26 protein-coding genes are annotated in these 26,040 nt (G+C 41.7%); 11 read left to right on the top strand and 15 right to left on the bottom strand.

From position 1 onward, the window contains the following. Nucleotides 1–32: 32 nt before the first annotated feature. The 9 genes from NSTC745_RS15910 to gvpN all read right to left on the bottom strand — a co-directional run bounded on the left by NSTC745_RS15910 (nt 33) and on the right by gvpN (nt 8,767). Entirely contained in the window at nt 33–1,439 is a 1,407-nt protein-coding gene (locus NSTC745_RS15910) for a response regulator (protein ID WP_445637997.1), read from the bottom strand. A 429-nt stretch (nt 1,440–1,868) separates the two neighbouring features. Next, nucleotides 1,869–2,564: a gas vesicle protein GvpC gene (locus NSTC745_RS15905; protein ID WP_445637996.1), complete on the bottom strand. Its 696-nt coding sequence runs from the start codon at nt 2,562–2,564 to the stop codon at nt 1,869–1,871. Between the two features lie 79 nt (nt 2,565–2,643). After that, entirely contained in the window at nt 2,644–2,865 is a 222-nt protein-coding gene (gene gvpA, locus NSTC745_RS15900) for a gas vesicle structural protein GvpA (protein WP_086756007.1), read from the bottom strand. A gap of 240 nt (nt 2,866–3,105) precedes the next feature. Then, complete coding sequence (locus NSTC745_RS15895; protein WP_445637995.1) at nt 3,106–3,795, bottom strand: GvpL/GvpF family gas vesicle protein; 690 nt, start codon at nt 3,793–3,795, stop codon at nt 3,106–3,108. Between the two features lie 83 nt (nt 3,796–3,878). After that, a complete protein-coding gene (locus tag NSTC745_RS15890) occupies nt 3,879–5,702 on the bottom strand; it encodes an AAA family ATPase (RefSeq protein ID WP_445637994.1) in 1,824 nt (607 codons plus the stop codon). A 321-nt stretch (nt 5,703–6,023) separates the two neighbouring features. After that, a complete protein-coding gene (gene gvpF / locus NSTC745_RS15885; protein WP_445637993.1) occupies nt 6,024–6,794 on the bottom strand; it encodes a gas vesicle protein GvpF in 771 nt (256 codons plus the stop codon). Nucleotides 6,795–6,829: 35 nt separating this feature from the next. Further along, the gene (locus tag NSTC745_RS15880) at nt 6,830–7,264 is read right to left on the bottom strand and encodes a gas vesicle protein K (RefSeq protein WP_445637992.1); all 435 of its coding nucleotides are present in this window, start codon (nt 7,262–7,264) and stop codon (nt 6,830–6,832) included. Further along, a complete protein-coding gene (locus NSTC745_RS15875) occupies nt 7,251–7,598 on the bottom strand; it encodes a gas vesicle protein (RefSeq protein WP_198126684.1) in 348 nt (115 codons plus the stop codon). The genes NSTC745_RS15880 and NSTC745_RS15875 overlap by 14 nt, the downstream gene beginning before the upstream one ends. Continuing rightward, complete coding sequence (gvpN, locus tag NSTC745_RS15870; RefSeq protein ID WP_445637991.1) at nt 7,595–8,767, bottom strand: gas vesicle protein GvpN; 1,173 nt, start codon at nt 8,765–8,767, stop codon at nt 7,595–7,597. The genes NSTC745_RS15875 and gvpN overlap by 4 nt, the downstream gene beginning before the upstream one ends. Nucleotides 8,768–8,979: 212 nt before the next feature. Here gvpN and NSTC745_RS15865 point away from each other — a divergent pair, with 212 nt between their 5' ends. The 3 genes from NSTC745_RS15865 (at nt 8,980) to NSTC745_RS15855 (ending at nt 11,042) form a co-directional block, all read left to right on the top strand. After that, nucleotides 8,980–9,231, top strand: coding sequence for a gas vesicle protein GvpG (locus NSTC745_RS15865; RefSeq protein WP_445637990.1), 252 nt, complete (start codon nt 8,980–8,982; stop codon nt 9,229–9,231). A gap of 301 nt (nt 9,232–9,532) precedes the next feature. After that, nucleotides 9,533–10,858 (top strand): DUF6745 domain-containing protein, encoded by a 1,326-nt coding sequence (locus tag NSTC745_RS15860; RefSeq protein ID WP_445637989.1) that lies wholly within the window; start codon nt 9,533–9,535, stop codon nt 10,856–10,858. Nucleotides 10,859–10,880: 22 nt separating this feature from the next. Beyond that, nucleotides 10,881–11,042, top strand: a complete 162-nt coding sequence (locus NSTC745_RS15855; RefSeq protein WP_445637988.1) for a hypothetical protein — start codon at nt 10,881–10,883, stop codon at nt 11,040–11,042. Between the two features lie 3 nt (nt 11,043–11,045). On the opposite strand, the gene NSTC745_RS15850 is transcribed toward NSTC745_RS15855, so the two are convergent. After that, complete coding sequence (locus NSTC745_RS15850; protein WP_445637987.1) at nt 11,046–11,330, bottom strand: hypothetical protein; 285 nt, start codon at nt 11,328–11,330, stop codon at nt 11,046–11,048. 45 nt (nt 11,331–11,375) lie between these two features. Continuing rightward, a complete protein-coding gene (locus NSTC745_RS15845; RefSeq protein WP_445637986.1) occupies nt 11,376–13,259 on the bottom strand; it encodes an ArsA family ATPase in 1,884 nt (627 codons plus the stop codon). A gap of 325 nt (nt 13,260–13,584) precedes the next feature. Between NSTC745_RS15845 and NSTC745_RS15840 the strand changes: the two genes are divergently transcribed. Continuing rightward, nucleotides 13,585–16,695, top strand: coding sequence for an nSTAND1 domain-containing NTPase (locus tag NSTC745_RS15840; RefSeq protein ID WP_445637985.1), 3,111 nt, complete (start codon nt 13,585–13,587; stop codon nt 16,693–16,695). A gap of 145 nt (nt 16,696–16,840) precedes the next feature. On the opposite strand, the gene NSTC745_RS15835 is transcribed toward NSTC745_RS15840, so the two are convergent. Next, the gene (locus tag NSTC745_RS15835) at nt 16,841–17,608 is read right to left on the bottom strand and encodes a GNAT family N-acetyltransferase (RefSeq protein WP_445637984.1); all 768 of its coding nucleotides are present in this window, start codon (nt 17,606–17,608) and stop codon (nt 16,841–16,843) included. 308 nt (nt 17,609–17,916) lie between these two features. On the opposite strand from NSTC745_RS15835, the gene NSTC745_RS15830 reads away from it, so the two are divergent. The 7 genes from NSTC745_RS15830 to NSTC745_RS15800 all read left to right on the top strand — a co-directional run bounded on the left by NSTC745_RS15830 (nt 17,917) and on the right by NSTC745_RS15800 (nt 24,065). Continuing rightward, entirely contained in the window at nt 17,917–19,305 is a 1,389-nt protein-coding gene (locus tag NSTC745_RS15830) for an ABC transporter substrate-binding protein (protein ID WP_445637983.1), read from the top strand. A gap of 87 nt (nt 19,306–19,392) precedes the next feature. Further along, nucleotides 19,393–20,301 carry a carbohydrate ABC transporter permease gene (locus NSTC745_RS15825; protein ID WP_445637982.1) on the top strand — a complete coding sequence of 303 codons (909 nt, stop codon included), beginning with the start codon at nt 19,393–19,395 and terminating at the stop codon, nt 20,299–20,301. Nucleotides 20,302–20,303: 2 nt separating this feature from the next. Continuing rightward, a complete protein-coding gene (locus tag NSTC745_RS15820) occupies nt 20,304–21,167 on the top strand; it encodes a carbohydrate ABC transporter permease (RefSeq protein WP_445637981.1) in 864 nt (287 codons plus the stop codon). A gap of 89 nt (nt 21,168–21,256) precedes the next feature. Further along, nucleotides 21,257–22,357: an ABC transporter ATP-binding protein gene (locus tag NSTC745_RS15815; RefSeq protein ID WP_445637980.1), complete on the top strand. Its 1,101-nt coding sequence runs from the start codon at nt 21,257–21,259 to the stop codon at nt 22,355–22,357. A 335-nt stretch (nt 22,358–22,692) separates the two neighbouring features. Next, nucleotides 22,693–22,920 carry a hypothetical protein gene (locus tag NSTC745_RS15810; RefSeq protein WP_445637979.1) on the top strand — a complete coding sequence of 76 codons (228 nt, stop codon included), beginning with the start codon at nt 22,693–22,695 and terminating at the stop codon, nt 22,918–22,920. A 337-nt stretch (nt 22,921–23,257) separates the two neighbouring features. After that, entirely contained in the window at nt 23,258–23,530 is a 273-nt protein-coding gene (locus NSTC745_RS15805; protein ID WP_445637978.1) for a GlsB/YeaQ/YmgE family stress response membrane protein, read from the top strand. Between the two features lie 349 nt (nt 23,531–23,879). Next, nucleotides 23,880–24,065 carry a hypothetical protein gene (locus tag NSTC745_RS15800; protein ID WP_445637977.1) on the top strand — a complete coding sequence of 62 codons (186 nt, stop codon included), beginning with the start codon at nt 23,880–23,882 and terminating at the stop codon, nt 24,063–24,065. Between the two features lie 251 nt (nt 24,066–24,316). Here NSTC745_RS15800 and NSTC745_RS15795 read toward each other — a convergent pair whose 3' ends face one another. The 3 genes from NSTC745_RS15795 to NSTC745_RS15785 all read right to left on the bottom strand — a co-directional run bounded on the left by NSTC745_RS15795 (nt 24,317) and on the right by NSTC745_RS15785 (nt 25,835). Further along, nucleotides 24,317–24,499, bottom strand: coding sequence for a hypothetical protein (locus NSTC745_RS15795; protein WP_445637976.1), 183 nt, complete (start codon nt 24,497–24,499; stop codon nt 24,317–24,319). Nucleotides 24,500–24,687: 188 nt separating this feature from the next. Continuing rightward, on the bottom strand, nt 24,688–25,521 hold the full coding sequence (locus tag NSTC745_RS15790; protein WP_445637975.1) for a hypothetical protein: 834 nt from the start codon (nt 25,519–25,521) through the stop codon (nt 24,688–24,690). Then, nucleotides 25,518–25,835, bottom strand: a complete 318-nt coding sequence (locus NSTC745_RS15785) for a hypothetical protein (protein WP_445637974.1) — start codon at nt 25,833–25,835, stop codon at nt 25,518–25,520. Before NSTC745_RS15785 ends, NSTC745_RS15790 begins: the two co-directional genes overlap by 4 nt. Nucleotides 25,836–26,040: the final 205 nt, after the last annotated feature.

Below are 26,040 nucleotides of genomic sequence, written 5' to 3'. Positions count from 1 at the left end.
GAGAAAGAGATTAAAATTCGGATTTGTCTAACCTAAACGCTTAAATACTTGTGCAGCATATTAAGTACTTTTTCTGCCTCTACGGGTTTACCCAAAAAGTCGGTCGCGCCTACTAATTTTGTTCGCATCCGATCTACTATTCCATCTTTCCCCGTTAAGATGACAACTGGCACATCTTTAAGACTTGGAGTTTTACGGATTTGAGAACAAATTTCATAGCCATTCACTTTTGGCATCAACAGATCCAAAAAAATGAAGTCGGGCTTGCTTTTAATTAGCTTTAAAACTGCCGTCAAGGAATCTTGAATGCCAACAAAGCGGTAACCTTGTTGGCTGAGAATTTCCTCTAAACTGCGGCAGATCGTCGGGCTATCATCTACACAGGCTACTAAAGGTCTTGAGGCATCAATAATTGGTTTGCTAGCTGCTGGGGGGGCAGTTTGTATAACAGTGTTCTCTTCTGTATTCCGTGAATAATTGGGATGATTAACTGTACTAGACGGACTGACAATTTGTTTGTTAGTCGCTGGGGGGGCAACTTGTATAACAGTGTTCTCTTCTCTGTTCGGTGAAGAATTGGGATTGTTAACTGGACTGGACGGACTGACAATTTGTTTGTTAGCCGCTGGGGGTGCAACTTGTATAACAGTGTTTTCTTCACTCTTGGGTAAAGAATTGGGATTATTAAGTGCACTGGACGGGTTGCCAGCTTCTTGAATCCCAACCTTCCTGGGGCTTGGGATGGGTGAAAAAGCGATCGCCCCTGCTTTTATTAATGGCATCAAGAACCGAGTCAAGGCTAAGACATCCCGATTGGTTTTTTGCCCTAGACCTCGTAAAGTTTTTGTGCCATCAACTAGAGAAATAATCTGTTTAGCGGATGCTTGTCCTTGGAGTAGTTCAAGTTTGTCAATGACAGGATATAAATTAGGCGAGTAACTTGCCAATCCTGCATCTCGCCATTCTTGCCAGGCTTGTGTAGCTTGTTTTAAGACTTCCTCAGTTGGTAGTACAGCTAGGAGAAACCCTGGAACTGCACCAACAACGGTACTAGGTGACAACAGCCCTGCTGGATTGTTGCCATTTCTTTTGGCTTCAACGTACTGGATTATATCAAACAGGACTTCAGCTATTAAGCTTGTAATCAGGCTAACAAGTTGTTGTTGTTCGATTAATTTTTGTTCTCGCAATTTACTCAGAATGCAATACTCGCGATAACTGTCCTGGGGAGATACAAGCCCCTCCAACTTTGCCACATCCAGATTAGGACAGTATTGCGACAAGTGCCGTCGCCATCGCTCATCGGCATTGGAACCGCCACCCTGCCAAATTAATCGTCCTAAACGAAAATATAGCGTCCAAGTCGGCCCGTCCCTTGCTTCAAGATTCAGTCTGCCTGTGAATAATTTAGTTTGAAGTTGCTCGATCAATTGATGCACAATAGATCGCACCTCCTTATATATCTTGAGTTTTGCATTTAGATTAGAATTTCTCAAACAATCAAGCTTACTAACCTCATCCTGCGATCGCCAATAGCACAGTTCAAAACTTCAATTGAGCTACCCCAGCTTGTTATATTCCTTTCCAATCCGAACATTTTTAAAGTTCAAAGCCAAAAGCTCGAACAAAGATTTAAGCTCTTTTTTTAATTAGAACAAAGTTATCTATATTACTTTTGCAATGTTACATATACTGAGACAATTGCTTGTCAATACAGACTTTAAAAAGATGGAAATGTTGAATATTACAAAGCATAGACCAGCTTTAATGCTTATCAATTGCGTACTATGTCGGCTTCAGGCAAAAGCCACAAGCGATGGCCTAACCGCTAGTCTGCAATTACAAAAAATGAGCTTGAATCCAGTTTGTCAAGAAATTGCTTGTTGCCGAATAAAGTATTGGCGATCGCGTTGTTCTAGTATCCCTTGCTTGATTAAGGAGCGCAGGATATCTATCGTTTGCACCCTGGTTAAGCCTATTACCTCTTCAATTTCTGTTAGAGTAGCACCTTCAGCTTGCTGAATATATTGCTGCACTTTAGATTTAGTATCTGCATTCGATGTAGGCACTTTTCTAGTCATAGTATTGACGGAAGGACGAAAACCAGTAGCTTTAATTCCAGAACGAGAGATTGACCACTTTGGAACCGTTGCCACTAATTTCTCTGTTTTAACAGGAGGTGGGGAAACTACTTGTTCGTGAGTGCGCTCGCCCCAAACATTTTTATGTAAAATTGCTCGGAAATTTTGCAAATCTTGGAATAATGCCTGAGCCTTTGCTGCCCGCTGTTGGCGGTATTCTTGTTGGCGTTGGCAGACATCTGTTTTTATTTGCAATATTTCTAATTGGCGCTCTACAATCTCTTGCTGAAATTGCTGCTGTTGTAACTTTCTGTTGTTGTGAAGGCTGGTAACAAAATTGCTCAATTCTTGATGAAGCAAATCTGCTTGCAGCTGCAATTCTTGTTGAGTTAGCTGTTTCCACTGGTTAACTTGTTGACGGCGTTCAGCAGTTATTTGCAATCGCTCTTGTCGCTCTTGTTCCCATAAATTCTTGAGAGCCATCAGCTGAAATCTCCTATTTTGTTAACTAGAAAAATTAAATGGGAGCCATAAATTAAGACTCCCTTTTTCTAATGTGATATTAAGCAGCAGATGGAACAGCAGCCTGAGATGTTAAACCAACTGCTTCCGCATATCTTAAGTAAGTTTCAACTGAAGCAATTACAATGCGAGCTTCGACTGCTAGTAATTCAATACCAACTAAAGAAACACGTACCCAAGCATCAACTACAATTCCTTTGTCTAAAATGCGGTCAATAACTTCAGCCAGACTTGAAGATGAGTTAACTTTTTCAACAGCCATTTTATTTTCCTCACATAACTCTAATTATTGGTTTCAACTTGCTCCGATTGAGCAGTAGGTAAAACTTACACAATGTGTTTTATTCTTCCTGAGTTTAGTGTTCCCAAAAATCTGAGATAAATATAATAAAATAAAAAAATACTAAAAAGTTAACAATATTTTTTTACACAAAAAATAACAGGAAAAATCATCTTGTCTTGATGTTTTCTTGACAAATTTTAAATATTATTTTTTATGAATTTATATGAGAGTATTTTTGAGAAAATGGTAGGGTGGCAGAGGTTCGCTCAGCGCCAATTGCCAGCGCGAGCATTGTACTTCCCAAAGGGGAAATTGCTCCGTACTAACCGTTGAATTGTTGCGCTGTGCTAAAAAGTGGATTTGTCGCACATCTGGCTGTCGAGTCTCAGAGGTAACTTTTGTATAGGTTTTAAGAATTAACTGGTTCAAGAGTTCCCACTGTTGCCATTGTTGTGCTTGAAATGCTTGCTGTGTTTGGTAGCGTTGTTTTTTAGCTAATAAATAGGCTTTTCCTCTAGCATCAATAGTGTCAGAATCGTCAGGCAAATCACAGGGTGTAGCTTTTAAAGTGTACTCAACTTTATCTCTTAGCTGAGTTAGGGTTTCTAGATATTGCTGTTGGTGCTTTTCTAGATGATTCAGCAGTGTTTCAACAGAGTTAAAACCGCTGCCAAAGCGTAAGGGAAGAAGGGGAGTTTGTTGAAAGAGTTCTCGAATTACGCGATCGTGGGTTAATACAGATTGAAGTAAACGCTCATCGGTTGCTTGTAATGCTTCCAATGAGATTTCCGGCTCTACGATCGCAGCTAAACCAGAAGAATAAACGAGTTCGGTATTCCTTTCCATCCCTACAGGGAGAACAAGCGGTGAGGCGATCGGTACTAGAAGAGCATAGGCGTATATTGACATAAATTTTCGATGGGTTGGGGGTGTTCAGATCCCCGACTTCTTAAATAAGTCGGGGATCTATAAGCCTTCAATGCGATGAATCACTATTCAGATTGATGCTGATTAGCAAGCATTTGGTATGTAACTTGAAAATCATCATTGGTAATGTGAATCAGACTGGAGTCGCTTAATCCCTGGGCGCGGTATCGACGAATTGCACTTAAAGCAGCTTGATTGCTCAATAAAGCCAAGTCTGCACCATTCCAACCCTCGGTAACTGTTGCCCAAGTTTCTAAATCGACATCAACCAGAGGACGATCTAGATTGTGAACTTGTAAAATCGCTAATCTACTGGCTCGATCTGGTAGATCGATTTTGATTTGTAAGTCCAATCTTCCGGCTCTAAGCAAGGCAGGATCGAGGGTTTCTGGACGATTAGTTGCTCCGACTAACAAGACTTTCGGGCATTCATGCAACCCATCCAATTCGGTGAGCAGTTGACCGACAACGCGATCGCTAACTCCAGAATCACCACTGAATCGTCCCCGTGCTGGTGCTAAGGTATCAATTTCATCTACAAACACAACGCAAGGAGATGCTTGTCGAGCTTTGCTAAAGAGTTCTCTGACTGCTTGTTCTGCGGCTCCTACCCATCGGCTGAGTAATTCTGGACCATTCACAGCAATAAAGTTGGCTCTAGCCTGAGAAGCGATCGCTTTTGCCAGTAATGTTTTTCCCGTTCCCGGCGACCCCCACAATAGAATCCCACGAGGAGGCTTGGCTTTGGTTTGTTCGTATAGTTCGGGATAGAGGAGTGCGCCCTCTACAGATTCTTGAAGTTTTTGTTTCACATCATCCAAACCACCAATGTCATCCCAACTTACATTTGGTGCTTCAACTGCTACAGACCTGAGAACTGAGGGTTTTATCTCCTTAATTGCTTCGAGAAAATCCTGGTGGATGACAGTCATGTTCTCAGGAATGGCACTGTTGAGCGAAGGGACTTGACGACGCAGGGCAATGTAGGCTGCTTTTTGACAAAGTGCTTTGATATCCGCACCGACAAAACCGACGGCTAAATCGGCGATCGCTCCTAAATCAACCGCAGCCTCCAAGGGCATGGCACTTGTTAAAATCGTGAGAATTTCCAATCGTCCATTGCGATCGGGAACGCGAAAATGAACTTCGCGATCGAAGCGTCCCGGACGACGCAGCGCCGGATCGAGATAATCGGGACGATTTGTTGCCGCTAATACGAGTACGCCCTCGGTTTTGGCAAACCCATCCATTAATCCAAGCAACTGCGCTACTAGTCTTTTTTCAACTTCACCTTCTACTTGGCTGCGATCTGGGGCGAGACTGTCAATTTCATCAATAAATATCAGGCAGGGAGCCGAACGAGTTGCTTTCTCAAAAATGCTTCGCAAACGAGCTTCTGCTTCGCCGTAATACTTGCTCATCACCTCTGGGCCATTGATGGCAATGTAGTTTAACTCTAACTCTTCTGCCAAAACGCGGGCTGTTAAAGTTTTTCCTGTACCGGGCGGGCCAACTAGCAAAACGCCACGGGGAGGCTCTAAGCCTAATTTTGCTAATAAATCTGGACGTTTTAGGGGAATTTCAACTAACTCTCTGATTTCCTTGAGAACATCACCCAAGCCGCCGACATTTTGCCAAGAAGTTTTTGAGTTTGTCCGAGGTGATGGGGAGGTGACTTCAGCATCATCCATTGGTGTTGCTGCATCGGTGGAATTGGATCGGACTCGGCTAGAACTATTTTGTCTCGGAATATTGCCTTGTCGGGGAATACTACTGAGATTATGAGAGCGAATTTGAATAGAAGTTTTTAATTCGCCTTTCTCTGCTTTTTCTTCTAATGCTTTAGCGATTTCTAATAGCTGTTCAAATCCTTTAAATATGTCGTCCATTGATTTTACTTAAATAAAAGATAGAGAAAAATTTAATTTCAATAGGCTTGTTGCACGAATGTTGGAAAGAAGAATTTTTTATCTCACGCAGAGACGCAGAGGCACAGAGAGTTACAGAGAAGTAACCTGTTTCTAGCGTTTCCTAATCTACTGAGATAATGAGTACTGCGCTTTCTAAATTGTGTAAACCTCTGCGTAACTCTGCGCTTGACTCTGCGCTCCTTTGCGTTTAAAAACATTCGTTCTGTACCTCACTTAACTGTGAGTAGCCATAATCTGATTGGTGCAAGAGGTCTTTTGATTTTCAATTTTTATTGCTGTTTAGTTGGAACTGAATAATCGAAGACGAGCAAAGTTAAAGGGGGCGGTGAAATTGTTGTAGCGAATTCGCAAGCGTTCTTCAAATTGGCGATCGAGTGCTTCAACCTGTTCGCTAAATTGTGATTCTGCTTCCCAAGGAATTAGGTAGGCTGCGTTGTAAATCATTGTGTCCATTTGGGGATTATTTTCCACTACATCGATCGCAATGGAGTTGAGCGTGCCTTGAAATAAATTGATGATGCCTTGTTTGCGATCGCTCATTCCCTGTTCGATGGCTTGTCCTATTTGGATTACCTGCTCCATATTCAGAGGTTGACCCGCTAATTTATCTCTTTCGGTTTTGATATCTGGATTTTCTGCTAACAATGCCTGAATTTCTGCTTCGGTATCCCAAAAAACTTTGACGCTAACTTCTCGACGGCCGGATAACTTTGCTAGTAATTGCGTTAATTCTTCTTGATGAGGACGAATTAATTGTTGTGTAAACGTTTCCCAGCTTGCAACCAAAAGTCCAAATTGTACGGGTAGTAAATTGCGTTGGCGTAGCCCGTCGTAGACATCGCCTGCTTGCATGATTTCCTCAAGGACTTTTTCATGACTTAGCAGGTTACGACGACTTGCCAAATAACGCTCTTGCTGTGCTTCGGAGTAGATTACTGCAAAATCATCCAAAATTTTAATTTGTACGGGTTGCCGATCTAACCCTTCTAAATTTAAATCTTGCGGAGCAGGCAAGGTCAAAATTCCATAAATGTAAAAGCCATAACTCATAGGAATGTATTACCAATAAGAATGTAGATAAAAAGTTACAGGGGTTTAGAGGTAAGTACTAGTCTTAACTTGGCATGAACTAAGTTTAATTGAGCCAGTCCTAAGTCCAAGTCACCTTCAACTACCACACCTGTATTTAATAAGCGATCGAGGAGTTCTAGAATAGAGGGTTGACTAGAGGTTTCGCCAGGGTAATATCCTCCAGATTGGGGAAGTAAAGTTCCTATTTCACCCAAGTTAATATTTAGCTCGGCTGGGTCAATATCAAATACCTCGCAAAGCTTAACAACCTGTTGTTCAAGCTGTCGCAGGCTTTCAGCTGCCCGATCTAACTCAGAGTCGCTGAGGTTGCCAGCATCCATACGCCGAATCACCTGAGCTTCCATGAGTTGGCGTATCAGTTCGACAACCGTCAGTAATAACGGTGCTAAACCGGAATCGGAACCTTTTGATTTGCTAATCGCCTGCATTCTGATGATTGATAGGATTGAGTGCTTTGAGCGATCGCAGTTCTGTTTCTAGACTGGCAATACGCTCTTGAAGTTGTTGATTAGTTGTTAATAAAGTGCGAGTTTGACTATTAAGATAGGGGTCGCCCTCCCACCAGTTGATTCCAATCTCTTTGGCTTTATCAACAGAAGAAATCAACAAACGAATCCGAATGTTGAGCAGTTCTGTGGAACCGACGGAAACAGAAATATCTCCTGCTATAACAATGCCTTTATCTAAAACCCGTTCGAGAATATCTGCCAAGGTAGAACCTTGAGTTGCTGTGATAACTCCCCGGTTAGTATGAGTACTCATTTGTTTATTAAATGGCCTGAATCAAAAGCCACTTGTGATATGTTTGGCAGTTCTGCATTACCCTGCATTTGCAATAATACTCCCTGCTCTCTGAGAGACTTGAGTGCAGCTACAATTTGACTGCGATCGATCCCTAATTCTGCTGCCAAATCAGAGAAACGCCTTCCTGGAGACTTGCACAAGTAGTTATAAACTTCATGCTCGTAAGGTACTCGTTGTTCCAATACAATCTGATTTTGACTGTCTGGTATTATCTCTTCTGCCGGCTGAGATTGAGTATTTGTACTTCGATACAATTCACTCAAAACCTCTTCCAGTAGCCGAGTTGCTTCCATACGAGGTTGATTCGTGCGAGAAAGCAGGATATCAGCACAAATATCTTGGAAGTTAGGCTCTTCAAAGTTTACAGAAATTTCGTGTTCGTGGCAGATTCTAGCAATCATCAGACAGGAACGTAACCCACCGCCTTGTCCAGAGCCAGAGCGACTCCAAAACATCCGCACTAAGCGCACGATTTTGTCTGCTTTCTCGGAATCTATGCCTGTTTTCTGAACTACAATCTCCTGCTGAGTCAGTTCATCAGGTGGAGGCATATCGATGGTAATAACACGATCCATCAAAGCATCTTGGGTTGCATGAACTCCACAATACTCTTGAGGATTTGATGTTAAGATTGCCCGAAACTGAGGATGAACGCGGATATACTCGGCTCGATGTTGGTTTGTTGGCAATACTAATAGCCTTTCTTCAAGTACGGAGAGTAAAACGTTATTTACCTCTGGGTGCGATCGATTGAATTCGTCGTAAACCAGCGTAAATCCTTCTTTACAAGCTAGGGTTAATCGTGCATCAACCCAGTGTTGTCGGAGTTCATCCTCAACTTTGACAACGCTGTGGATGAAGTTATCAACAACCTTTTTGCGGGTGTAACCTAATTGATTACCAATCAAGTCTGAGGTTTTAAACTCATCATCTCCAAATAACAGGATGATAGGCTGGTTGAGCAAATCAGCTAGATGCATTGCCAGAGTAGTTTTCCCGACTCCGGCCGCACCACGTAAATGCACTGAAAAACCTGACTGTAGATAGCGCAAAGCACGTTGAGCGACGCGTTGAATAGCAGGGGTATTGACAAATCGCTGGGGAGATGCATTTAATACTGTTGTCAAGCTCTAAGTACCTCCTCAATAGGAATTTTTTGTAAAAGTAATTTTTTGTACATCGGATATATAAAATACGGATGTCAATAAGCCTTAACTGGACTCAAATCTGACGGATTTTGGCATCAACACAAGACTAGTAATGTTTTATATTTATGTCATCAGCATGATTACGGTCTTGCGAGGACAGGTTTAATAAATCCACACAAGTGTAAAGTGATATGGTTCTGCGCTTTTTACTATTACCGATTAGCGGCCCATTAATGGGGGTAACGTGGCTTGGGGAAAAAATTTTAGAACAAGCAAGTACTGAAATTGATGATAAAGAAAATCTCAGCAAGCAGCTTCTTGCACTCCAACTTGCTTTTGATATGGGAGAAATTGCTGAAGAAGAGTTTGAAATTCAGGAAGAAGCTCTTTTATTAGCGATTCTGGAAGCAGAAAAGCAGGAACGCGATGAGACACAAGAGTAGTGAAATTCTTTCCTAGCTTGTGTGATTTATTATCTGGCTACGATTTGAAATCTAAAGTCTTAGGTAAAGGTGGCGATGCCTACGCCGATTTCATGCAAAATTCATTGATAGTATATTGCACTTCCCTGCTTTGGTAACAGAACATTAAACCCACATAACTATGACAAGGCTCGAATTAAAAAATCATCAATTTTGGCAAGATTTAACTGAAATATTACAGAGTTTAGATGCTAATCTTCTTGTTCAAGAAGCTGGATATATAAGTTTAACCAGAATTAGATAGTAATTATTTTGAATTAAAATGTCTAATCAAAAATTTGAAAAATTAACTCTAGAACAAGAATCATTAATTCCAATTTATAAAAATAAGTGGGGAAATATTGCCCTTTCTACAGGAAGAATTGATATTGAAAAAGCTGCTCAGGCAATTAAAGATGCTTACACTCTACTAGGTAAGCAAAAACCAAAAATAATTTTCTTAGATAGTCCTGAAATTTTACTAAGTAAGATAGAGCTTTTACAGAAGCTTTCTCTTAATGATTTTAGTTCAATGAATATATTATTTAACAAACGTTATCATAAATTTACTTTATTTTTTATGTTTACTGCACTAGTTTTTATATTTAATTGGCATACTTATTCAAACTTGGCAATAAGCATTAGTAAATTGTCAATAATAGTCACTTTAACAAATTTATTGGCTGTGTTCATGACTATATTAATATCATCGATAATTGATAATATTAAACAAAAATCTAGAAAAGCAATTTTACTTAATCAAATAGGTAAAGGTATTAAATATGAGATTGAGCAATTTATTACTAGCATAATTATTGCTAATGAAAAGTTAAATGATATTATTTTAAATAATGTAATTGAGAATTTCGGGGATGACCTAGAAGGATTTTGGAAAAATCAGAGCTATTATTCGTCTTTTAACTATCATGAACTTGATCGGCTATTAGACGAGTACTATCTACATGACAACTCAGACAGTAAAGCAGATGAACCATCAATGATTGCCACAGAATTATGCGCGCGAGAAAATAGCTATATAGACTTTTACATTTCTGAAATTGGGTGTGATTATAAAGCTGATAACTGGACAGTTGCTCAATCGTTAGCAATCCACTGCGGATGGATATTTCCTTATGAGAAGGTTTGCTTTGTATGCGATCGACCTATAAAAATATCCTATGATAATGAACAGCGTATTCATGCAGAAGGAGAAGCAGCAGTTCAATTTGCTGACGGATATAGCATATATGCATATCACGGTGTGAAGTTACCAGAGAAATATGGTAAATTACACCCAGAGGAATGGCAACCAAAATGGTTATTAGAAGAAAAGAACGCTGAACTGCGGCGCATATTAATTCAAGGTATTGGCTATTCTGGAATTATTGAACAGTTACAAGCAGTTGAATTAGATTCCTGGCAAGAATACACACTTTTTAAAATTAATTCCGATATAGATATAGAACCAATTTATTTGTTAAAAATGACCTGTCCTAGTACCCAAAGGATTCATGTATTGCGCGTACCACCAGATATTCAATCAGCACAAGATGCTATTTGTTGGGTAAATTGGGGTATTGCTCCTGAAGAATTTAGTGTGCAAACTTAAACATCTTTTTAGCAAAGTGGGAATGAAAGCTGACTTTAACCTAAATGCTTACACTAGTTGCCATCCCAATGTCGTCTTCCCCCACGATTTAGATATCCAAAAACGCGATCGCCCCTGCTGGTTTCGACTTTTAAAACATCCTCTGAGCAAGGAAGTTGCGAAGAATAGGCAGATGAAATCTTAGTACTTAGTATTCCAATGTTATGGTGTTGAATTTTGGTGTATTGTCGTCTAAGTCAGTATTTGCTTGCTGATGAGTCTTGTCTTCTTCAGCAATGATTTGACTATTTAAAATAGCAAGACGCTGCTGAATCTGATGTCGGCGTGCTTCGAGTTTCTGTAGTTCCTGCTCTAAACGCTCTTTTTCCAACATCATTTTGTAAGCATTTAAGTAAACTCTTGCTTGTGAACGTTGAGGAGGCATTGAGCTAAGTTTGGCTTGAATTTGTCCGCGATTTGGAGTGCGATGCATAATAAATTTCTCTTTAGGTATGAAAGTATTTAGTCTAATTAGCCGTTAAAATAAACAGCCTGCGGCTGCTTGGATGCGTTCTAAAGGCTGAACTGAGCGAGGAAGCACTGGTAAGCGAACCATTGTTAAACCTGGAAAATCGCAATTAATGGTTGCTGTAGAAGTAAAGCGGTTGACAACAAGGTAATTCTGGCTCACACCTATTTCTTGCAGAGATTTGAATAGGCGTTGTTGTTCGGCAAGTACGCTAGCCTGGTTAAGTGTTACCCCAATGAACTCTGCTTGTTGTGGGTCTTTTAGCACTTTTTGGGCTTTGACTACGCGCTGTCGCAAAGTTCGCAAACGCCCCATGAACTCTGTACGACCAAGAACATTTTGATACTTGATCCAGAGTTTGAAAATCCATGCTAGCCAGTCTGCTAGTGCAGTTGGCATTTCTAGAAAACGCAGAAGATGTCCTGTAGGAGCAGTGTCTAAAATAATCAAGTCTTCTTCTTGTTGCTCTAGCAATTCCATTACTGTTAACAAGGAAAGCATTTCATCAATCCCCGGTAAAGCTTGCTCGACAATTTTGCGCCAAGCAACAGGAGCATAAGCCATTTCAATAGCTTCGCTTGTTTGGGTTTCGCCACTCATCATTTCGGCCAGTTCCCACAGGTAATCGGCTCTGAATTGCTCCAGAAGGCGATCGCTATCTACTTCCTGACCTCGAAGATTGGCAGTTATTTGATACGGTTCGTGTCCCAAACTCAGACCAAAGGCATCGCCCAAGGAGTGGGCTGGATCGATGGAAACCATGCGAATTTTGCGATCGGGATGTTTTTGAGCCATAGCCCAACCAATCGCTGCTGCTACTGTGGTCTTGCCTACTCCACCTTTACCGCCAATTAGTAACAGGCGGCGACCTTGGGTGAGAAAATCTCCAAAGCTAGGAGGAATTGTTTCCGGCCATTGAACTGGGAGTAGATCGATAGGAAATAGCGGTTCAAGCTGAGGAACATGGATTTGGTCGATCAGATGGCTGAGGGCTACAATTCCCAAAGGCTCCTTATCTTGCTGTGGCACGATAAAAATCGGCTTTCCGTTAGCAAGATCCGTATACTGGCCGATGAGTGGTTGTTGTTCTTGGTAACGATCGCGGTCAGTCGCACTGGTAAGGACTTGGTTGACAAACAAGCCTCCGCAAGGCATCTGCATGGTTTGTAAGGCTTCTAGGAATCGTTTTGACTCCAACCAACTCATTGGTTCGGCGATCGCAACTAACAAACAAGCTGTATGGGTAGGATCTTGAAGCAGACGACGACCTTGGGAAAGTTCAGCTTTTAGGGTATGCAAAAATTCGTCAGCGCGATCGGGTGTGTAACTCCCAGCGAAGGTCTTGCTAATATACCGATGCTTTTCTTGAAACAGTTCCAGAGAGTGCAGGAAAGTGTCTAAAAAATCCATCAAGCCAAACAAGTTGAGAGTATGACCGCTAGGAGCCATATCCACTACTACTCGATCTACCTGTTGTTCGTTGAGAAGACGTTGGATCTCTAACAAACCCATCAATTCGTCTAGTCCAGGCCAATTTAAATCCCAAACTGGAAGCAAGTCTTCGCCTTCAACAAAACTACCGCGCTCTACTAAAAGTTCTAAAACCTGACCGTAACGTTCTTTAAACTTTTGTAGCAGAAGCTTTGCATCCAACGCCCTTACTAATAGATTGGGTAGTTCCGCTACAGGACGAGGAATGTCATCAACGCTAACTTGTAAGACATCTCCAAGAGAGTGAGCCGGATCGGTTGAGATTAAAAGAATTTGCTCGTTGACAAATTTCTGCGCCCAACGATATGCAAAGGTGCAGGAGATTGTCGTTTTTCCGACTCCACCTTTGCCGCTAAACATAGCAAGGTGTAGGTTATCAAAAATTTCCATCTCGTTTGTCATTTCCGGCATTTTAGGATAAAGTTACTACATATTTTTAGAATTTCCTTAAGTAATTTCTCTGAATAAAGGTATTTAAAACCTTAATTTTTCTCAGATGGGATTCAGAAAACTTCTATATACGGCTGGGACAGGGAAAGCTTCATAAGACAATCTTTAAGATTAGACCCTTTTGGCAGAGAGCAAGAATTGTATTTTCTTCCTTGTGCCTCCCGCCTCCTGTCTTTCTTCGGTAATTATTTTTGTTGAAGTACTTACAACGATTAGCCGAGGGACTATAACTAAGGAAAAGATTTAGCCAGTGGTGTGCAAAGGTAAGGAGATATAGATGGTTAACAGTTATAAAGGCAATATAAATATTGGATATGATGCCCAAAGTATTTCTGAATATAACTTTTTTTCTGATAGTCAGTCTGAGGAGATTCATCTTTTTTCACTCAAAACAGACTCTCCTTACATAGGACTAAAAACTTTTGGAATCAAAGATAAAGACAAATTTTTTGGTCGAGATAAGTGGATTGATAATCTGAGCGATCGCTTAAAAAAAGATAATGTAATCTTGCTTTTAGGAGCATTAGGTAGTGGCAAATCATCATTGATTCGTGCAGGTTTAATCCCTTACTTAGAAGATAATCAAAATTCCTTAACTAATCTAACTTTTCAGCCAGATGAAAGTCCTTTTAAATCTCTCTATAAGAGTCTGGTTTTTACCTATGGAAAACAATTAGAAATAGCGGATATTGCTCGAAAAGTCAGAAAAAATTCTTTAATCGAAGTTGTCACGTTACTCAAACAATATTCTCAGGGCGTTCTCATTTTCATTGACCAATTTGAAGAACTGTTTACGAAAACTCAAAAGCCAGAACGCGATAAATTTCTTGCTAGTCTCTTTCAACTGCTCCAGCAGCAAGATAGCTCTGTCCAAATTGTTTTAACAATGCAATCTAATTTTGTAGATAGATTTAGTGAATATCCCCAACTTGCGAGTATCTATAATCAATATAGTTGTATGCTCGGTAGCATGAGTGATGGTGAATTAAACTTAGCGATCGCTGAACCTGCTGCGAGAAATGGCGTTACCTTTGAACAAGGACTCGTTGAGCAAATTATTCATGATTTTCACCAACAAAATGATTCTTTACCACTTCTGCAATACACCCTAAATGTACTGTGGGAGAAGGAAAATATTGCCAGCCGGGTTTTGAAGATAAAGACTTATAAAGAACTAAAAGAGCAAACCTTTGGTTATTTAAACGAACAAGCTAATCAATTTATTAATACTAGTGTTGAATGGCACGATTGCCATTTGGAAGAAAAGGAACAAGAGATTGAAAAGTTAAACCTTGCACTGACTGAATTAAAACTGCGCGAGCAATCCGCGAGGGTTTTGAATTTACTTCATGTCCAACCGCTAGAGGGTTTGGTGCTGGCAATTCAAACAATGGGTGAAAATCTAGAAAAATACCCAAACCAGCTTTTAGCTCCTGTTTTGGGAAGTTTAAAGGAAGCAATGAACACACCCACAGAGGCAAATAGCTTGCGCGGACACGAGCAAGAGGTGAATTGTGTAGCCTTTAGTCCTGATGGCAATTTTATTGCCAGTGGCAGTAATGATTCTACGGTGTGCTTGTGGAATATCATAGGCAATCCTACCGCTCAAATTTTGTGCGGACACGAGCAAGAGGTAAATTGCCTAGCCTTTAGTCCTGATAGCAAGTTTATTGTTAGTGGCAGTATTGACGGAATTTTGTGTTTATGGGATCTACAAGGTAATCTCATTACTCAACCGTGGCAGGGACATGAAGAAGGAGTTATCTCTGTTGCCTTTAGCTCAAATAGCGATTGCATTATCAGTGTTGGTTTTGACGGAACGGTGTGTTTGTGGGATCTAGAAGGTAACGCCGTTACTCAACCCTGGCGCGCACACAAGGAAGGAGTTATTTCCGTCACCTTTAGCCCAAATAGCGATGACTGCGCCAACCCCTCCGGGGTACGCATTATCAGTGTTGGTTTTGATGGGACGGTGTATTTGTGGGATTTACAAGGTAATCTCATCACTCAACCTTGGCACGGATATGAGGCAAAAATTATTTGCGTCGCCTTTAGCCCCGATCGCAAGTTTATTGTCAGTGGTAGTAGTGATTCTACAGTGCGGTTGTGGGACATACAAGGTAATCCCATCGGTCAACCTTGGCGCGGGCATGAAGGACATGTAAATTCTGTAGCATTTAGCCCTGATGGCAAGTTTATTGTTAGCGGTAGCTGCGATCGGACAATACGCTTGTGGGATATTAATGGCAACCCCATGACTCAACCTTGGCGGGGACATCAAGGACAAGTTAATTCCCTAAGCTTTAGTCCCGATGGCAAGCTAATTGTCAGTGGTGGCGATAAAACTGTGCGCTTGTGGGAGCTACATCGAATATTACAAGATCGGGTCATCGGGGGATCGCAGCGCAAATATGAGAATTGGGTTAATTGTGTCGCCTTTAGCCCTGATGGCAAGTTTATTATCAGTGCCAGCAATGATTCTACAGTGCGGTTGTGGGATATTCAAGGCAACCCCATCGGTCAACCTTGGCACGGGCATGAAAAAGAAGTTAATTGTGTCGCCTTTAGTCCCGATGGCAACTTTATTATCAGTGCCAGCAATGATTCTACAGTGCGGTTGTGGGATATTCAAGGCAACCCCATCGGTCAACCTTGGCACGGGCATGAAAAAGAAGTTAATTGTGTCGCCTTTAGTCCCGATGGCAACTTTATTATCAGTGCCAGCAATGATTCTACAGTCCGCTTGTGGGATATTCACGGCAACCTTATCGGTCAACCTTGGCACGGGCATGAAAAAGAAGTTAATTGTGTCGCCTTTAGTCCTGATGGTAACTTTATTATCAGTGCCAGCAATGATTCTACAGTCCGCTTGTGGGATATTCACGGCAACCTTATCGGTCAACCTTGGCACGGGCATGAAAAAGAAGTGAATTCTGTCGCCTTTAGTCCTGATGGTAACTTTATTATCAGTGCCAGCAATGATTCTACAGTCCGCTTGTGGGATATTCACGGCAACCTTATCGGTCAACCTTGGCACGGGCATGAAAAAGAAGTGAATTCTGTCGCCTTTAGCCCTGATGGCAACTTTATTATCAGTGCCAGCAATGATTCTACAGTGCGCTTGTGGGATATTCAAGGTAATCCCATTGGTCAACCTTGGCGTGGGCATAAGTATTGGGTAAAATCCGCAGCTTTTAACCCTGATGGTAAACTGATTGCCAGTGGTAGTTTTGATGGAACAGTGCGCTTGTGGTGCTGTGGCTGGGAAGAGTGGTTGCAAGTTTGCTGCAACAGCTTACGTTATCATCCCATTTTTCAAAATCCTGAAAATGGTAGCGATTTAGAAATTGCCCGCCAAACTTGTCAAAAATATGTATGGAATCAATAAAAGATAGGCAGTAAAGACAATTACGCGATCGCCTTCAAAGATACAGCAGCTTACAAATAAATGAGTATACAACGGGACAATTAAGTCGAACGAGGTGAAAAAACCAAACTATTAATATATTTAGCGAGTCTGAATAAGCCTTTAACTAATAATCGATTTTTAGCAGCCTTGTTTGGGCGAACATACCTGCCCGCTCCAAAGTCTTCTTTGACAGATGGTTGTAATACCAGCACCCAGCAATTGGGTGTAGTTTCCGTCGCCGACATTCCTCTATTAATAACGTGATTGTGGCAGTTGCGATACCAGTGCGCCGAAAGTGTTCGATCGTGTACATACCGATGCTGGCGACATCACCATAAAGGCTACTCGATTCAATCAACCCAAATCCGACATACTCATCGCTAGATCGTACCAGAAACAGTGTGTGTGCTGCGAGATGCTTCTCGACAGGCGTGAAAAACTCACCCGCGTGCTGTTGAATGAAGGGAATATCTTCGGGGTTAGCCAAGCGCAACGAAAATGATTGAGTTGCTGTATGGTCTTGATTTGGAACGACATTGAAAAAGTATGCTTGTTTTGTAAGTTGGCGGTAATCATCAAGCGCATGAGCGAGAAAAAACTCATCGCACGTTGGAACGAGTGCCGCAGAGACGTGTTCTAGCTTGCGTAGTTGCTGAAACACGGCTTGTCCATAGCGCTTATGTCGATCGGTCAGGCTAAATTGGGTAAGCAAACTTTCACCATGAATTGACGCAAAGCCGGCAGATTGGCGAGCAATGAAGATGTGATAATGGTGCGACGCAAGGATATGTTTCTCCAGGAACGAATCAATGCGTGCAGGGAGTGCCGCAAGGTGGCTTTGCACCGCTTCACGAATCTCAGAAAATGTGACAGGGCTAAATTGTATGTCCATATCTACGTATATCAAGTTGTTGCAACAGGTATAACCCTCTTGTGTCACTCTTTCTGGTAATGATTTTCGGCGTTGCTCCCTTTGTGGGATGATTTTACTAGTTTTGTGGAATGGGTCGCAAAGCCCGTCCCTTGTATTTTCGGGCGGGCTTTTCGACCCACCCCACAAGAATCATCCCTTGATTCAGCAACGCCAGAAATTCTTCTTTTCCTTCCTGCCTCCTGCTTGCAACAGTTACTCTGTACCTCATGCAAATGAAAACTGCTGTAACTATATAATTATTACTACTAGCGATCGCTACATTGATAATGTTGTATCAAAAGCCAATAAACAAGCTACAAAAATTCATCCAAAAAACTTGGTTTTTGGATATAGGAATTTTTCTGACAATTCTGTTGGCGATCGTATTGTTCAATTGGGTAGCACTCCCGCAAGAACCAGTTACCCTCAATATGTTAATTACCGCCCCTGATGCCCAACCTTGGAAGGAGGGTTTGATTAGGGACTTTGAGGCTGAGAACCCAGGCATTCGGCTTAACTTAGTTGAGGGGCCCAATGCCACAAATTTACTCGAAGACCTCTACACCTCATCTTTTATACTAGGTGAATCCCCTTATGACTTGGTGAATATGGACGTTATTTGGACGCCCAAGTTTGCTGCTGCTGGATGGTTACTACCCTTAGACGATCGCATTTCCAAGCAAGAGTTGGCAGCATTTTCACCCAAGGATGTAGAAGGCGGGCGTTACCAGAACAAACTATATCGCATTCCCATGCGTTCCGACGTGGGAATGCTTTACTACCGGGAAGATTTAATCAAAGAAGCAGGATTGAAACCGCCAGAAACTTTTGAAGATTTGCTCCAAATTTCCCAAACCTTGCAGAAGAAAGACAAGGTGAATTGGGGCTATGTTTGGCAGGGACGCCAATATGAAGGACTCGTGGCAATGTTTGTAGAAGTCCTTAATGGCTTTGGTGGCTTCTGGGTTAATCCGGAAACGTTGGAGGTTGGGCTGGATAGACCAGAAACATTACAGGCTATTGAATTTTTGCGTAGTACCGTCAGCCAGGGCGTTTCTCCTCCTGGAGTTACAACCTACCAAGAAGAAGACACCCGACGCTTATTCCAAAGCGGTCAAGTAGCGTTTTTACGTAGCTGGCCCTATGCATGGCCTTTAGCCCAAGAAAAGAATTCGCCAATTCAAGGCAAAATAGCAATTAAACCGATGGTTCATGCTCCTGGTAAAACTGGTGCAGCTTGTTTAGGAGGCTGGGGTATAGGGATTTCTAAATCTTCTAAACATCCCGAAGAAGCTTGGAAAGCAATTCAGTACTTTACCAGTCGGGAAGCACAGCGCCGATTCATTTTGAGTGCAGGCTATGTGCCAAGTCGCCGGGATTTATTTACAGACCCAGAGATTGTTGCCAAATACCCTCACTACCCCCAATTACTAAAGGTTGTGGACAATGCAGTTTTACGTTCGCCTGTTGCCCAATATGCCCAGACATCCGATATTTTGCAGCGTTATCTCAGCGCTGCGCTATCCGGTAGGATAAATCCAGAACGAGCAATGCAAGCTGCTGCTAATGAAACGCGGCGACTACTGGGGGCAGGGGGCAGGGGAGCAGGGGAGCAGGGGAGCAGGGGAGCAGGGGGAAAAAATTATAACCAGTACCCAATGACAAATGACAAATGACAAATGACCAATGACCAATGACCAGTACCCAATGACAAATGACAAATGACAAATGACAAATGACCAATGACCAATGACCAATGACAAATGACTAATATTACACTCCGAAGCCGGGAACAACGGACTGCTTGGATATTACTAACACCAGCATTATTGCTGTTGTTGTTTGTATTTGCCTATCCCATTTTACGAGCGTTCTGGTTAAGTGTATTCACTAGGAATTTGGGAACGGAACTACAACCGGTATTCTCTGGTTTGGATAATTATGTGCGGATGGTGGGGGATGGTCGTTTCTGGCAGAGTTTGTGGGCAACGACGACGTTCACAACAGCATCCGTGCTTTTAGAACTACTGCTAGGACTTTTGATTGCTCTAGTTCTCAATCAGGCGTTTTTTGGAAGGGGCATAGTGCGGACAACTGCCATTCTACCTTGGGCTTTGCCTACGGCTTTGATTGGTCTGGCATGGGCTTGGATTTTTAACGACCAGTTTGGGGTTGTCAACGATATTCTGCGGCGGTTAGGGCTGATTAAAATTGGAATTAACTGGTTAGGAGATCCAACTCTGGCTATGAGCGCAGCGATCTTTGCTGATGTTTGGAAAACTACACCTTTTATCAGTATTCTGCTGTTGGCTGGTTTGCAGTCGATATCAAAAGACCTTTACGAAGCCTACTCTGTCGATGGGGCAAATCCTTGGCAAAGCTTCCGCAATATTACTCTGCCACTGCTGCTGCCACAAATTTTAATTGCAGTGCTATTTCGATTTGCTCAAGCTTTCGGTATTTTCGACTTGATTGCGGTGATGACCGGGGGTGGGCCTGGTGGTGCAACTGAAGTGGTGTCGCTATACATCTATTCAACGGTGATGCGCTACTTAGATTTTGGTTATGGAGCGGCTCTGGTAGTAGTGACATTTCTAATATTAATTGCTGCGGTGGCGATCGCTAGTTTCTTACTTAATAAATCCCGCGCCAAAACATCAGGAGTTATTTAACCATGAGTTCGACTCCACAACCAACAGCAAAAACCAGGTTTTCTGTGAAAAAAATCTTGCTTTTAATAGCTGTTGCATTCGTAATGTTATTCAGCCTAGCGCCAGCCCTATGGCAATTGCTGACCTCGTTTAAAGTTAATGAAGATATTGCCGCCGTTCCGACTGTTTATTTCCCTACGCGATTCACTTTTAGCCATTACATTGAGTTATTCACTCGTCGTCCATTTTGGCGCTACATCTTTAACAGTGCCTTTGTGTCGATTACTTCTACAGCTTTGGCTTTAGCTATCGGCGCACCCGCCGCCTATGCCTTGGCACGGTTACGCCCTTGGGGCGAACGAGCTATTCTCGCTAGCGTTTTGATGGTGACTTTATTTCCTGGAATTCTGTTGTTCCTGGGACTGTTAGAAATTATCCAAGCCCTCAGACTGGGGAACAACTATCTGGCGTTGATTATACCATACACTGCCATCAATTTACCCCTGACAATTCTAGTTCTGAGAAGCTTTTTCCAACAATTGCCTAAAGACTTAGAAGATTCTGCTAGGGTCGATGGCTACAACACCTTTCAACTACTGTGGCAAATCGTGTTGCCTATGACCCTTCCCGCCTTAGTGACTACTGGAATTCTCACTTTTATTTTTGCCTGGAATGAGTTTATCTTCGCTCTCACGTTTATGACCCGTGAAGAAATGAAGACAATTCCCGTTGCTGCGGCTCAGTTGGGTGGTGCAACAGTATTTGAAATTCCCTACGGTGCGATCGCTGCTGCTACTGTTATAGGAACGTTACCTCTGGTTTTACTAGTTTTGTTTTTCCAGCGCCGGATTGTCCAAGGTCTGACTGCTGGTGCTGTCAAAGGATAAGGGTGGGACAAGGGGACAAGGGGACAAAGAAGAATAACCAATGACAAATGACAAATGACAAATGACCAATGACAAATAACAAATAAAAAATGGCTAAACTCGAACTCAAAAATTTGAATAAAACCTATACTTCCAAAGTCGTCCCAGTCAAAGACGTTAGCTTAACAGTAGATAACCATGAGTTTCTGACTTTACTTGGCCCTTCTGGCTGTGGCAAATCCACTGTCCTCCGCATGATTGCAGGTCTGGAAGAACCGACTCGCGGTCAGATTAAAATCGGCGACGTGGATGTCACTTATAAATCAGCAGGCGATCGCAACATCGCAATGGTATTTCAAAGCTATGCACTTTATCCGCACATGACAGTTTACGAAAACCTCGCTTCTGGACTCAAGCTCAAAAAAGTACCACCTCCAGAAATTAAACAGCGAGTGGCAGAAGTGGCAGAAATTTTAGGATTAGCAGAGTTAATCAACCGCAAGCCTGGTCAATTGTCTGGAGGCCAACGACAGCGTGTTGCAGTCGGCCGTGCTTTGGTGCGTAACGCCGATGTGTACCTGCTAGATGAACCGTTAAGTAACTTGGATGCGCTCTTGCGGGAACGAGTCCGGGCCGACCTCAAGCAAATTTTTGCAGAGCAAAAAGTCCCTGTAGTCTATGTTACCCACGACCAAACAGAAGCGATGACACTCTCCACGAAAGTAGCTTTGCTCAACGATGGTTATGTCCAGCAACTTGACCCGCCCGAAATCATCTATAACCATCCAGCTAATTTATTTGTAGCTGGATTTGTTGGTAGTCCTCAGATGAATTTGCTGACTCTACTTTGTAAAGAAAGATACGCTATACTAGGTAATTTCCAAGTCCCTTTGCCAGATATACCAACTGTACCATCCCAGATTGTGCTAGGTATCCGCCCAGAAAACGTTCGCATTGCCCAACCCGGTGATACCCAAACTATTCAAGGACGAGTGTATCTAGTAGAAAACTTGGGTATGCACTATTTAGTCAGTATCAAGGTCGAAGGTTCACAAACTGAAGAAATTATACTACGCGCTTTGTTACCAACAGACCAAAATTGGAGTACTGAGGAGATTATACTGACCTTGCCTCTTGAAGATATTCACTGGTTTGATGTTCAGTCTGGCCATGCTCTTGTCAGGAGGCAAATGTTAGGTGTAAGGGGGTAGTAACCTCACCCAAGCAATAACCTTTAAGCTTTAGTTGGTATTATTAAATACTTTGTACTGGGAAAACGATAGCAACTTTCTTAGTGCTTTATTATGAATTCCAACTGAGTTTGGTAGTGACAATTCGATGTAATCATGGTGTATCGCTTCCCCAACGTCATAATCTTGTCAGTTTTTCAAATATTCTTAAGCTAAAGTTAAAAAACTTTAATATTTGTAATATTAGAAATCAAAAGTTATCTTGGTCTGGTTGTCAAATCAGTCCGGCGAAAGAACAACAGAGATTGTAGAAGAGGTTAGATGTAATTTGACAACCATATTTTAAACCTTAGTTTATGCAGCAGAATTTTTGGATCTCAGTTGAGGAAAAAGAAAAAATATTTCATACAGAATTAGTCAAATACGGTGTGGAGTACGAACAAGCTCGAAAAGCAGCACAAATTTTAGCTTACAGTCAACCAGATGAGCTTTTATCACAACAAGACAGACAAACAGTTACACAAGCATGTAACAAGTGGTCAACAGAACGTAAACGCTACAAACGCATTACATCTGGTGTATAGCAGGAGGTAGGAGGTCAAAGTATTACTATTTCTGGCATTCAGAGCCTATTTATAAACTAAGTATTAAGGTAGGGCGTGTTACTGCGGGAGCAAGGATTTAGGACTTTGAGAGAGTACAGATTAGCCGCAGGACACCATGTCTTTCGGTGCGTTATAGCAACGCTTAACGCACCCTACTAGCCTGGCAAATCATTCATTTAATTAGGTAATTCATCACGAGAAGTAATAGCATTCATCCTCAAGGCTATTAATAATTGGTTCTGCTGGTAGATTCAATGTCAATGTTTGGATTGCTATTCTGTATTCATCAATCAAAAACGTTTATCAAATTAAAACAATGAATATTCTTGCTTGGATTGTTTTAGGTTTAATCGCTGGTGCTATTGCAAAAGCTATCTACCCCGGTCATCAAGGTGGCGGAATTCTAGGAACAATCATATTAGGAATTATCGGTGCTTTTGTTGGTGGTAGTTTGGGTGTATTCTTCAGTACAGGAACCTTGACATTAGCCGCCCCCACACTCAGCATTCCTGGTATTGCAGTAGCAGTTCTTGGCGCAATTATCGCTGTTTTCTTGTGGAACTTGCTAAATCGTCGCAGTGCTTTGTAAAAAATTAAATATTGCTCAATTAATAATAAAAATCAGGGAGCTAATTTAACTATTTTTCTCCCTGAATTTAATAAAACATTGAAGAATAATTCAGGCGTCAGAATCAATGAGTGGCGGGTTAATCCCCCACTCATTGTAGACCACTAAATTTCAACAAAGTTGGGGGTTTTATACCCGTTTATTCAGATGCTCGCGGACACGGCGAATCGCTGCTCTATCCGCCACGCGTACAGAATTCATACTGAATTCTGACGACTGACTCCTAAATTCTGTTTTGATAACGCTAACCCTATACGGGGGTAGACATAAAGTCGCTGACACCAAGCACAAGATAGCTTCAGATTAGCTTATGCAATTTTTGGATTGGGCTTACTCAAACTTTCGCTGGTATCGTCGCCTACGGGGTGGGGAGTGGTGGCAAGTAGAAATTCCGTTATTTGATGGTTCCCAAATTGTTTGGGTACATAATAGACCGCAATGCGAGTGTAATGTTTTACAAACAGAGAAATATAAGTTAAGCTCTTTTACTCCGTGATTAGCATATAAAGCTATGTACTCAGGTTATCAAGGTGCGTAAGAAATTAAATTGGAATCAATTAATAGTAAATATCAGAGAATCCATTTTTTCCTATTTTGTTTAAGTCTTGCAAGCCTAAACCCAATCTTCTTAAGTAACTTTTGCAAGAAGTATAATATCTAAAATTAACAGTAATTTTTCTCTAGGATTGGTTCGCGTATAATTTACGCGAACCATTTTCCCTTTTCCACATTCCGTGAAAAGTCAGCTTAGAAAGAGGAAGGAATATTAAAAAATAGTCCTTGGCCGAATTGATTTTTCAAAAATTCTTCCAGTTCAATTTCGTCGTCATTCGGAACTTGAAACCAAGTCTTGAAGTTGTGCTTTAAAAAGTAACCGAAAGATTTCCAGCCGAAAATTTGCTGTCCAAAGCTTGTAATTGCGACGTTCATTGTATTTTCCTCAGGTTGTTTGAAGTATGCGATTAAGAATTGGTTAAACAAATTGGGGTTCCACAACAAGTGGATAAATTTTGGCAAGCAATTCTTGTACAGGGGAAGCAGGCAAAGAGTTTTTATCCTAAATCATCCCGCTTTCTCTGTAACGCCAACAAATTAATCTTTGTTTAGCGATATTTGCACTAGCAAATGTGTTCAAGAATAGAATTATTCTTACTACAAGCATCTAACTTGAACTGATTCAATATCTGCTGTAATTCCACTTCTGATATATACTTCTCCTTCAGCGAGTTGAAGTACAACAGCGCAGTTTCATAGCAGGCGACAGTTATGCTAGTGCGCTCCTCTGGAGTTAGTGCTGCCGCTATTTTGACTGTCTCCTCCACATGCTTTACGTCACCACCTAAACAGCTGTGCATTCGCAGGCAGCGAGTAGCATGTGTATTAGGTGGTAGTATCGCTTCCACTAGTTGGATATGCTCTGCTTTGATATTCATTGCTAGACGTTCCATAGTGTAGCAATACCCAACGCAACTAATTGGATCTGCTGCTTTTACGCTCTGAGTGAAGAAACTCAGCAAAGCAATAGCATTCGGAGGGATGAGTGCTTTTACTACAGCTTCCGCCTCATATCCCATCGACTGAATATCAAGTAAGGCAAGGCGATCGTGGCCTTCTTCTTCACGAGCTTTCTGGGCTGCCCACTGTGCTAAACTCCAACGTCCCAATACAGCAAAGCGTTGAGCTGCTTCTTCCATTAAGACTCCAGTAGAGTGAGTTAAATGGTAAGAAGCGGCAAGTTGCCAAATCCAGCGGGAGGGAGTTAAGGCAGGTGGCTTGCAGTTTGGTAATGTATTTTTCGCAGCAAATATTATAGCTCTATCTAGAAGCTTGCGAGTCTTAGATATACTGTCCCTGTTAAATATCAGTTGGATAAAGGGATTACTGCTCTTTAGACTTAATTGGTTACTTTTGTTAGGTTTGTCGATGTTAGTTGAACGGAATAATAGATTCATGGCAAGTTTCTTTCATGGGTTGTTTCTACCCATTCACGAATAAGGTTGTAGAGGATAAAGCGTTGCATAACCTCTCTTTGAGCACAAAGAACTTTAAATTGTGTTTTGAGGGAGGAGGGAATATATGCCTTGATGTATGTGATATTGTCTTGGTTCTCATCCAAGGTGTTAGTCATGAAAGAAGAAGTTGGCCCCTCAGCCTGTACCCATTGGCCGATCAATACTTCCAAAACTTCGCTCATCTTTAATCCATTTTGTGCACAGAGGGCTTTAAACCGAAACTTAAGCGCTTTCGGCATACTACCTTTAATCACCGCATATGCCTCTAGGTTCTCCTTATACATCCAGGTTACAAGAACGAAAGTTCAAAAGTACTTTGCTATCTAGGGTAAGTTTTCTAAAAAATTTCACCAGTAAAGACTAGTGAAGTTAAGAAAAAAGTTATTTACTACTCACAAAACTGCACGTATTCCAGGGAAAATCCAGAAAATAAAATATACAATTTTAACAATAATCATT

It is taken from the genome of Nostoc sp. DSM 114161, assembly GCF_052692665.1.
Note: the sequence above shows the minus strand (reverse complement) of the source record. Positions and strands in the feature narration are given on the sequence as shown.

Excerpts from the sequence above, each read along its gene's own strand:
- NSTC745_RS15905 (WP_445637996.1), bottom strand. The coding sequence starts at position 2,564 with ATGGCTCTCAAGAATTTATGGGAACAAGAGCGACAAGAGCGATTGCAA.
- gvpA (WP_086756007.1), bottom strand. The coding sequence starts at position 2,865 with ATGGCTGTTGAAAAAGTTAACTCATCTTCAAGTCTGGCTGAAGTTATT.
- NSTC745_RS15895 (WP_445637995.1), bottom strand. The coding sequence starts at position 3,795 with ATGTCAATATACGCCTATGCTCTTCTAGTACCGATCGCCTCACCGCTT.
- NSTC745_RS15890 (WP_445637994.1), bottom strand. The coding sequence starts at position 5,702 with ATGGACGACATATTTAAAGGATTTGAACAGCTATTAGAAATCGCTAAA.
- gvpF (WP_445637993.1), bottom strand. The coding sequence starts at position 6,794 with ATGAGTTATGGCTTTTACATTTATGGAATTTTGACCTTGCCTGCTCCG.
- NSTC745_RS15880 (WP_445637992.1), bottom strand. The coding sequence starts at position 7,264 with ATGCAGGCGATTAGCAAATCAAAAGGTTCCGATTCCGGTTTAGCACCG.
- NSTC745_RS15875 (WP_198126684.1), bottom strand. The coding sequence starts at position 7,598 with ATGAGTACTCATACTAACCGGGGAGTTATCACAGCAACTCAAGGTTCT.
- NSTC745_RS15865 (WP_445637990.1), top strand. The coding sequence starts at position 8,980 with ATGGTTCTGCGCTTTTTACTATTACCGATTAGCGGCCCATTAATGGGG.
- NSTC745_RS15860 (WP_445637989.1), top strand. The coding sequence starts at position 9,533 with ATGTCTAATCAAAAATTTGAAAAATTAACTCTAGAACAAGAATCATTA.
- NSTC745_RS15855 (WP_445637988.1), top strand. The coding sequence starts at position 10,881 with ATGAAAGCTGACTTTAACCTAAATGCTTACACTAGTTGCCATCCCAAT.
- NSTC745_RS15850 (WP_445637987.1), bottom strand. The coding sequence starts at position 11,330 with ATGCATCGCACTCCAAATCGCGGACAAATTCAAGCCAAACTTAGCTCA.
- NSTC745_RS15845 (WP_445637986.1), bottom strand. The coding sequence starts at position 13,259 with ATGACAAACGAGATGGAAATTTTTGATAACCTACACCTTGCTATGTTT.
- NSTC745_RS15840 (WP_445637985.1), top strand. The coding sequence starts at position 13,585 with ATGGTTAACAGTTATAAAGGCAATATAAATATTGGATATGATGCCCAA.
- NSTC745_RS15835 (WP_445637984.1), bottom strand. The coding sequence starts at position 17,608 with ATGGACATACAATTTAGCCCTGTCACATTTTCTGAGATTCGTGAAGCG.
- NSTC745_RS15830 (WP_445637983.1), top strand. The coding sequence starts at position 17,917 with ATGTTGTATCAAAAGCCAATAAACAAGCTACAAAAATTCATCCAAAAA.
- NSTC745_RS15825 (WP_445637982.1), top strand. The coding sequence starts at position 19,393 with ATGACTAATATTACACTCCGAAGCCGGGAACAACGGACTGCTTGGATA.
- NSTC745_RS15820 (WP_445637981.1), top strand. The coding sequence starts at position 20,304 with ATGAGTTCGACTCCACAACCAACAGCAAAAACCAGGTTTTCTGTGAAA.
- NSTC745_RS15815 (WP_445637980.1), top strand. The coding sequence starts at position 21,257 with ATGGCTAAACTCGAACTCAAAAATTTGAATAAAACCTATACTTCCAAA.
- NSTC745_RS15810 (WP_445637979.1), top strand. The coding sequence starts at position 22,693 with ATGCAGCAGAATTTTTGGATCTCAGTTGAGGAAAAAGAAAAAATATTT.
- NSTC745_RS15805 (WP_445637978.1), top strand. The coding sequence starts at position 23,258 with ATGAATATTCTTGCTTGGATTGTTTTAGGTTTAATCGCTGGTGCTATT.
- NSTC745_RS15800 (WP_445637977.1), top strand. The coding sequence starts at position 23,880 with ATGCAATTTTTGGATTGGGCTTACTCAAACTTTCGCTGGTATCGTCGC.
- NSTC745_RS15795 (WP_445637976.1), bottom strand. The coding sequence starts at position 24,499 with ATGAACGTCGCAATTACAAGCTTTGGACAGCAAATTTTCGGCTGGAAA.
- NSTC745_RS15790 (WP_445637975.1), bottom strand. The coding sequence starts at position 25,521 with ATGAATCTATTATTCCGTTCAACTAACATCGACAAACCTAACAAAAGT.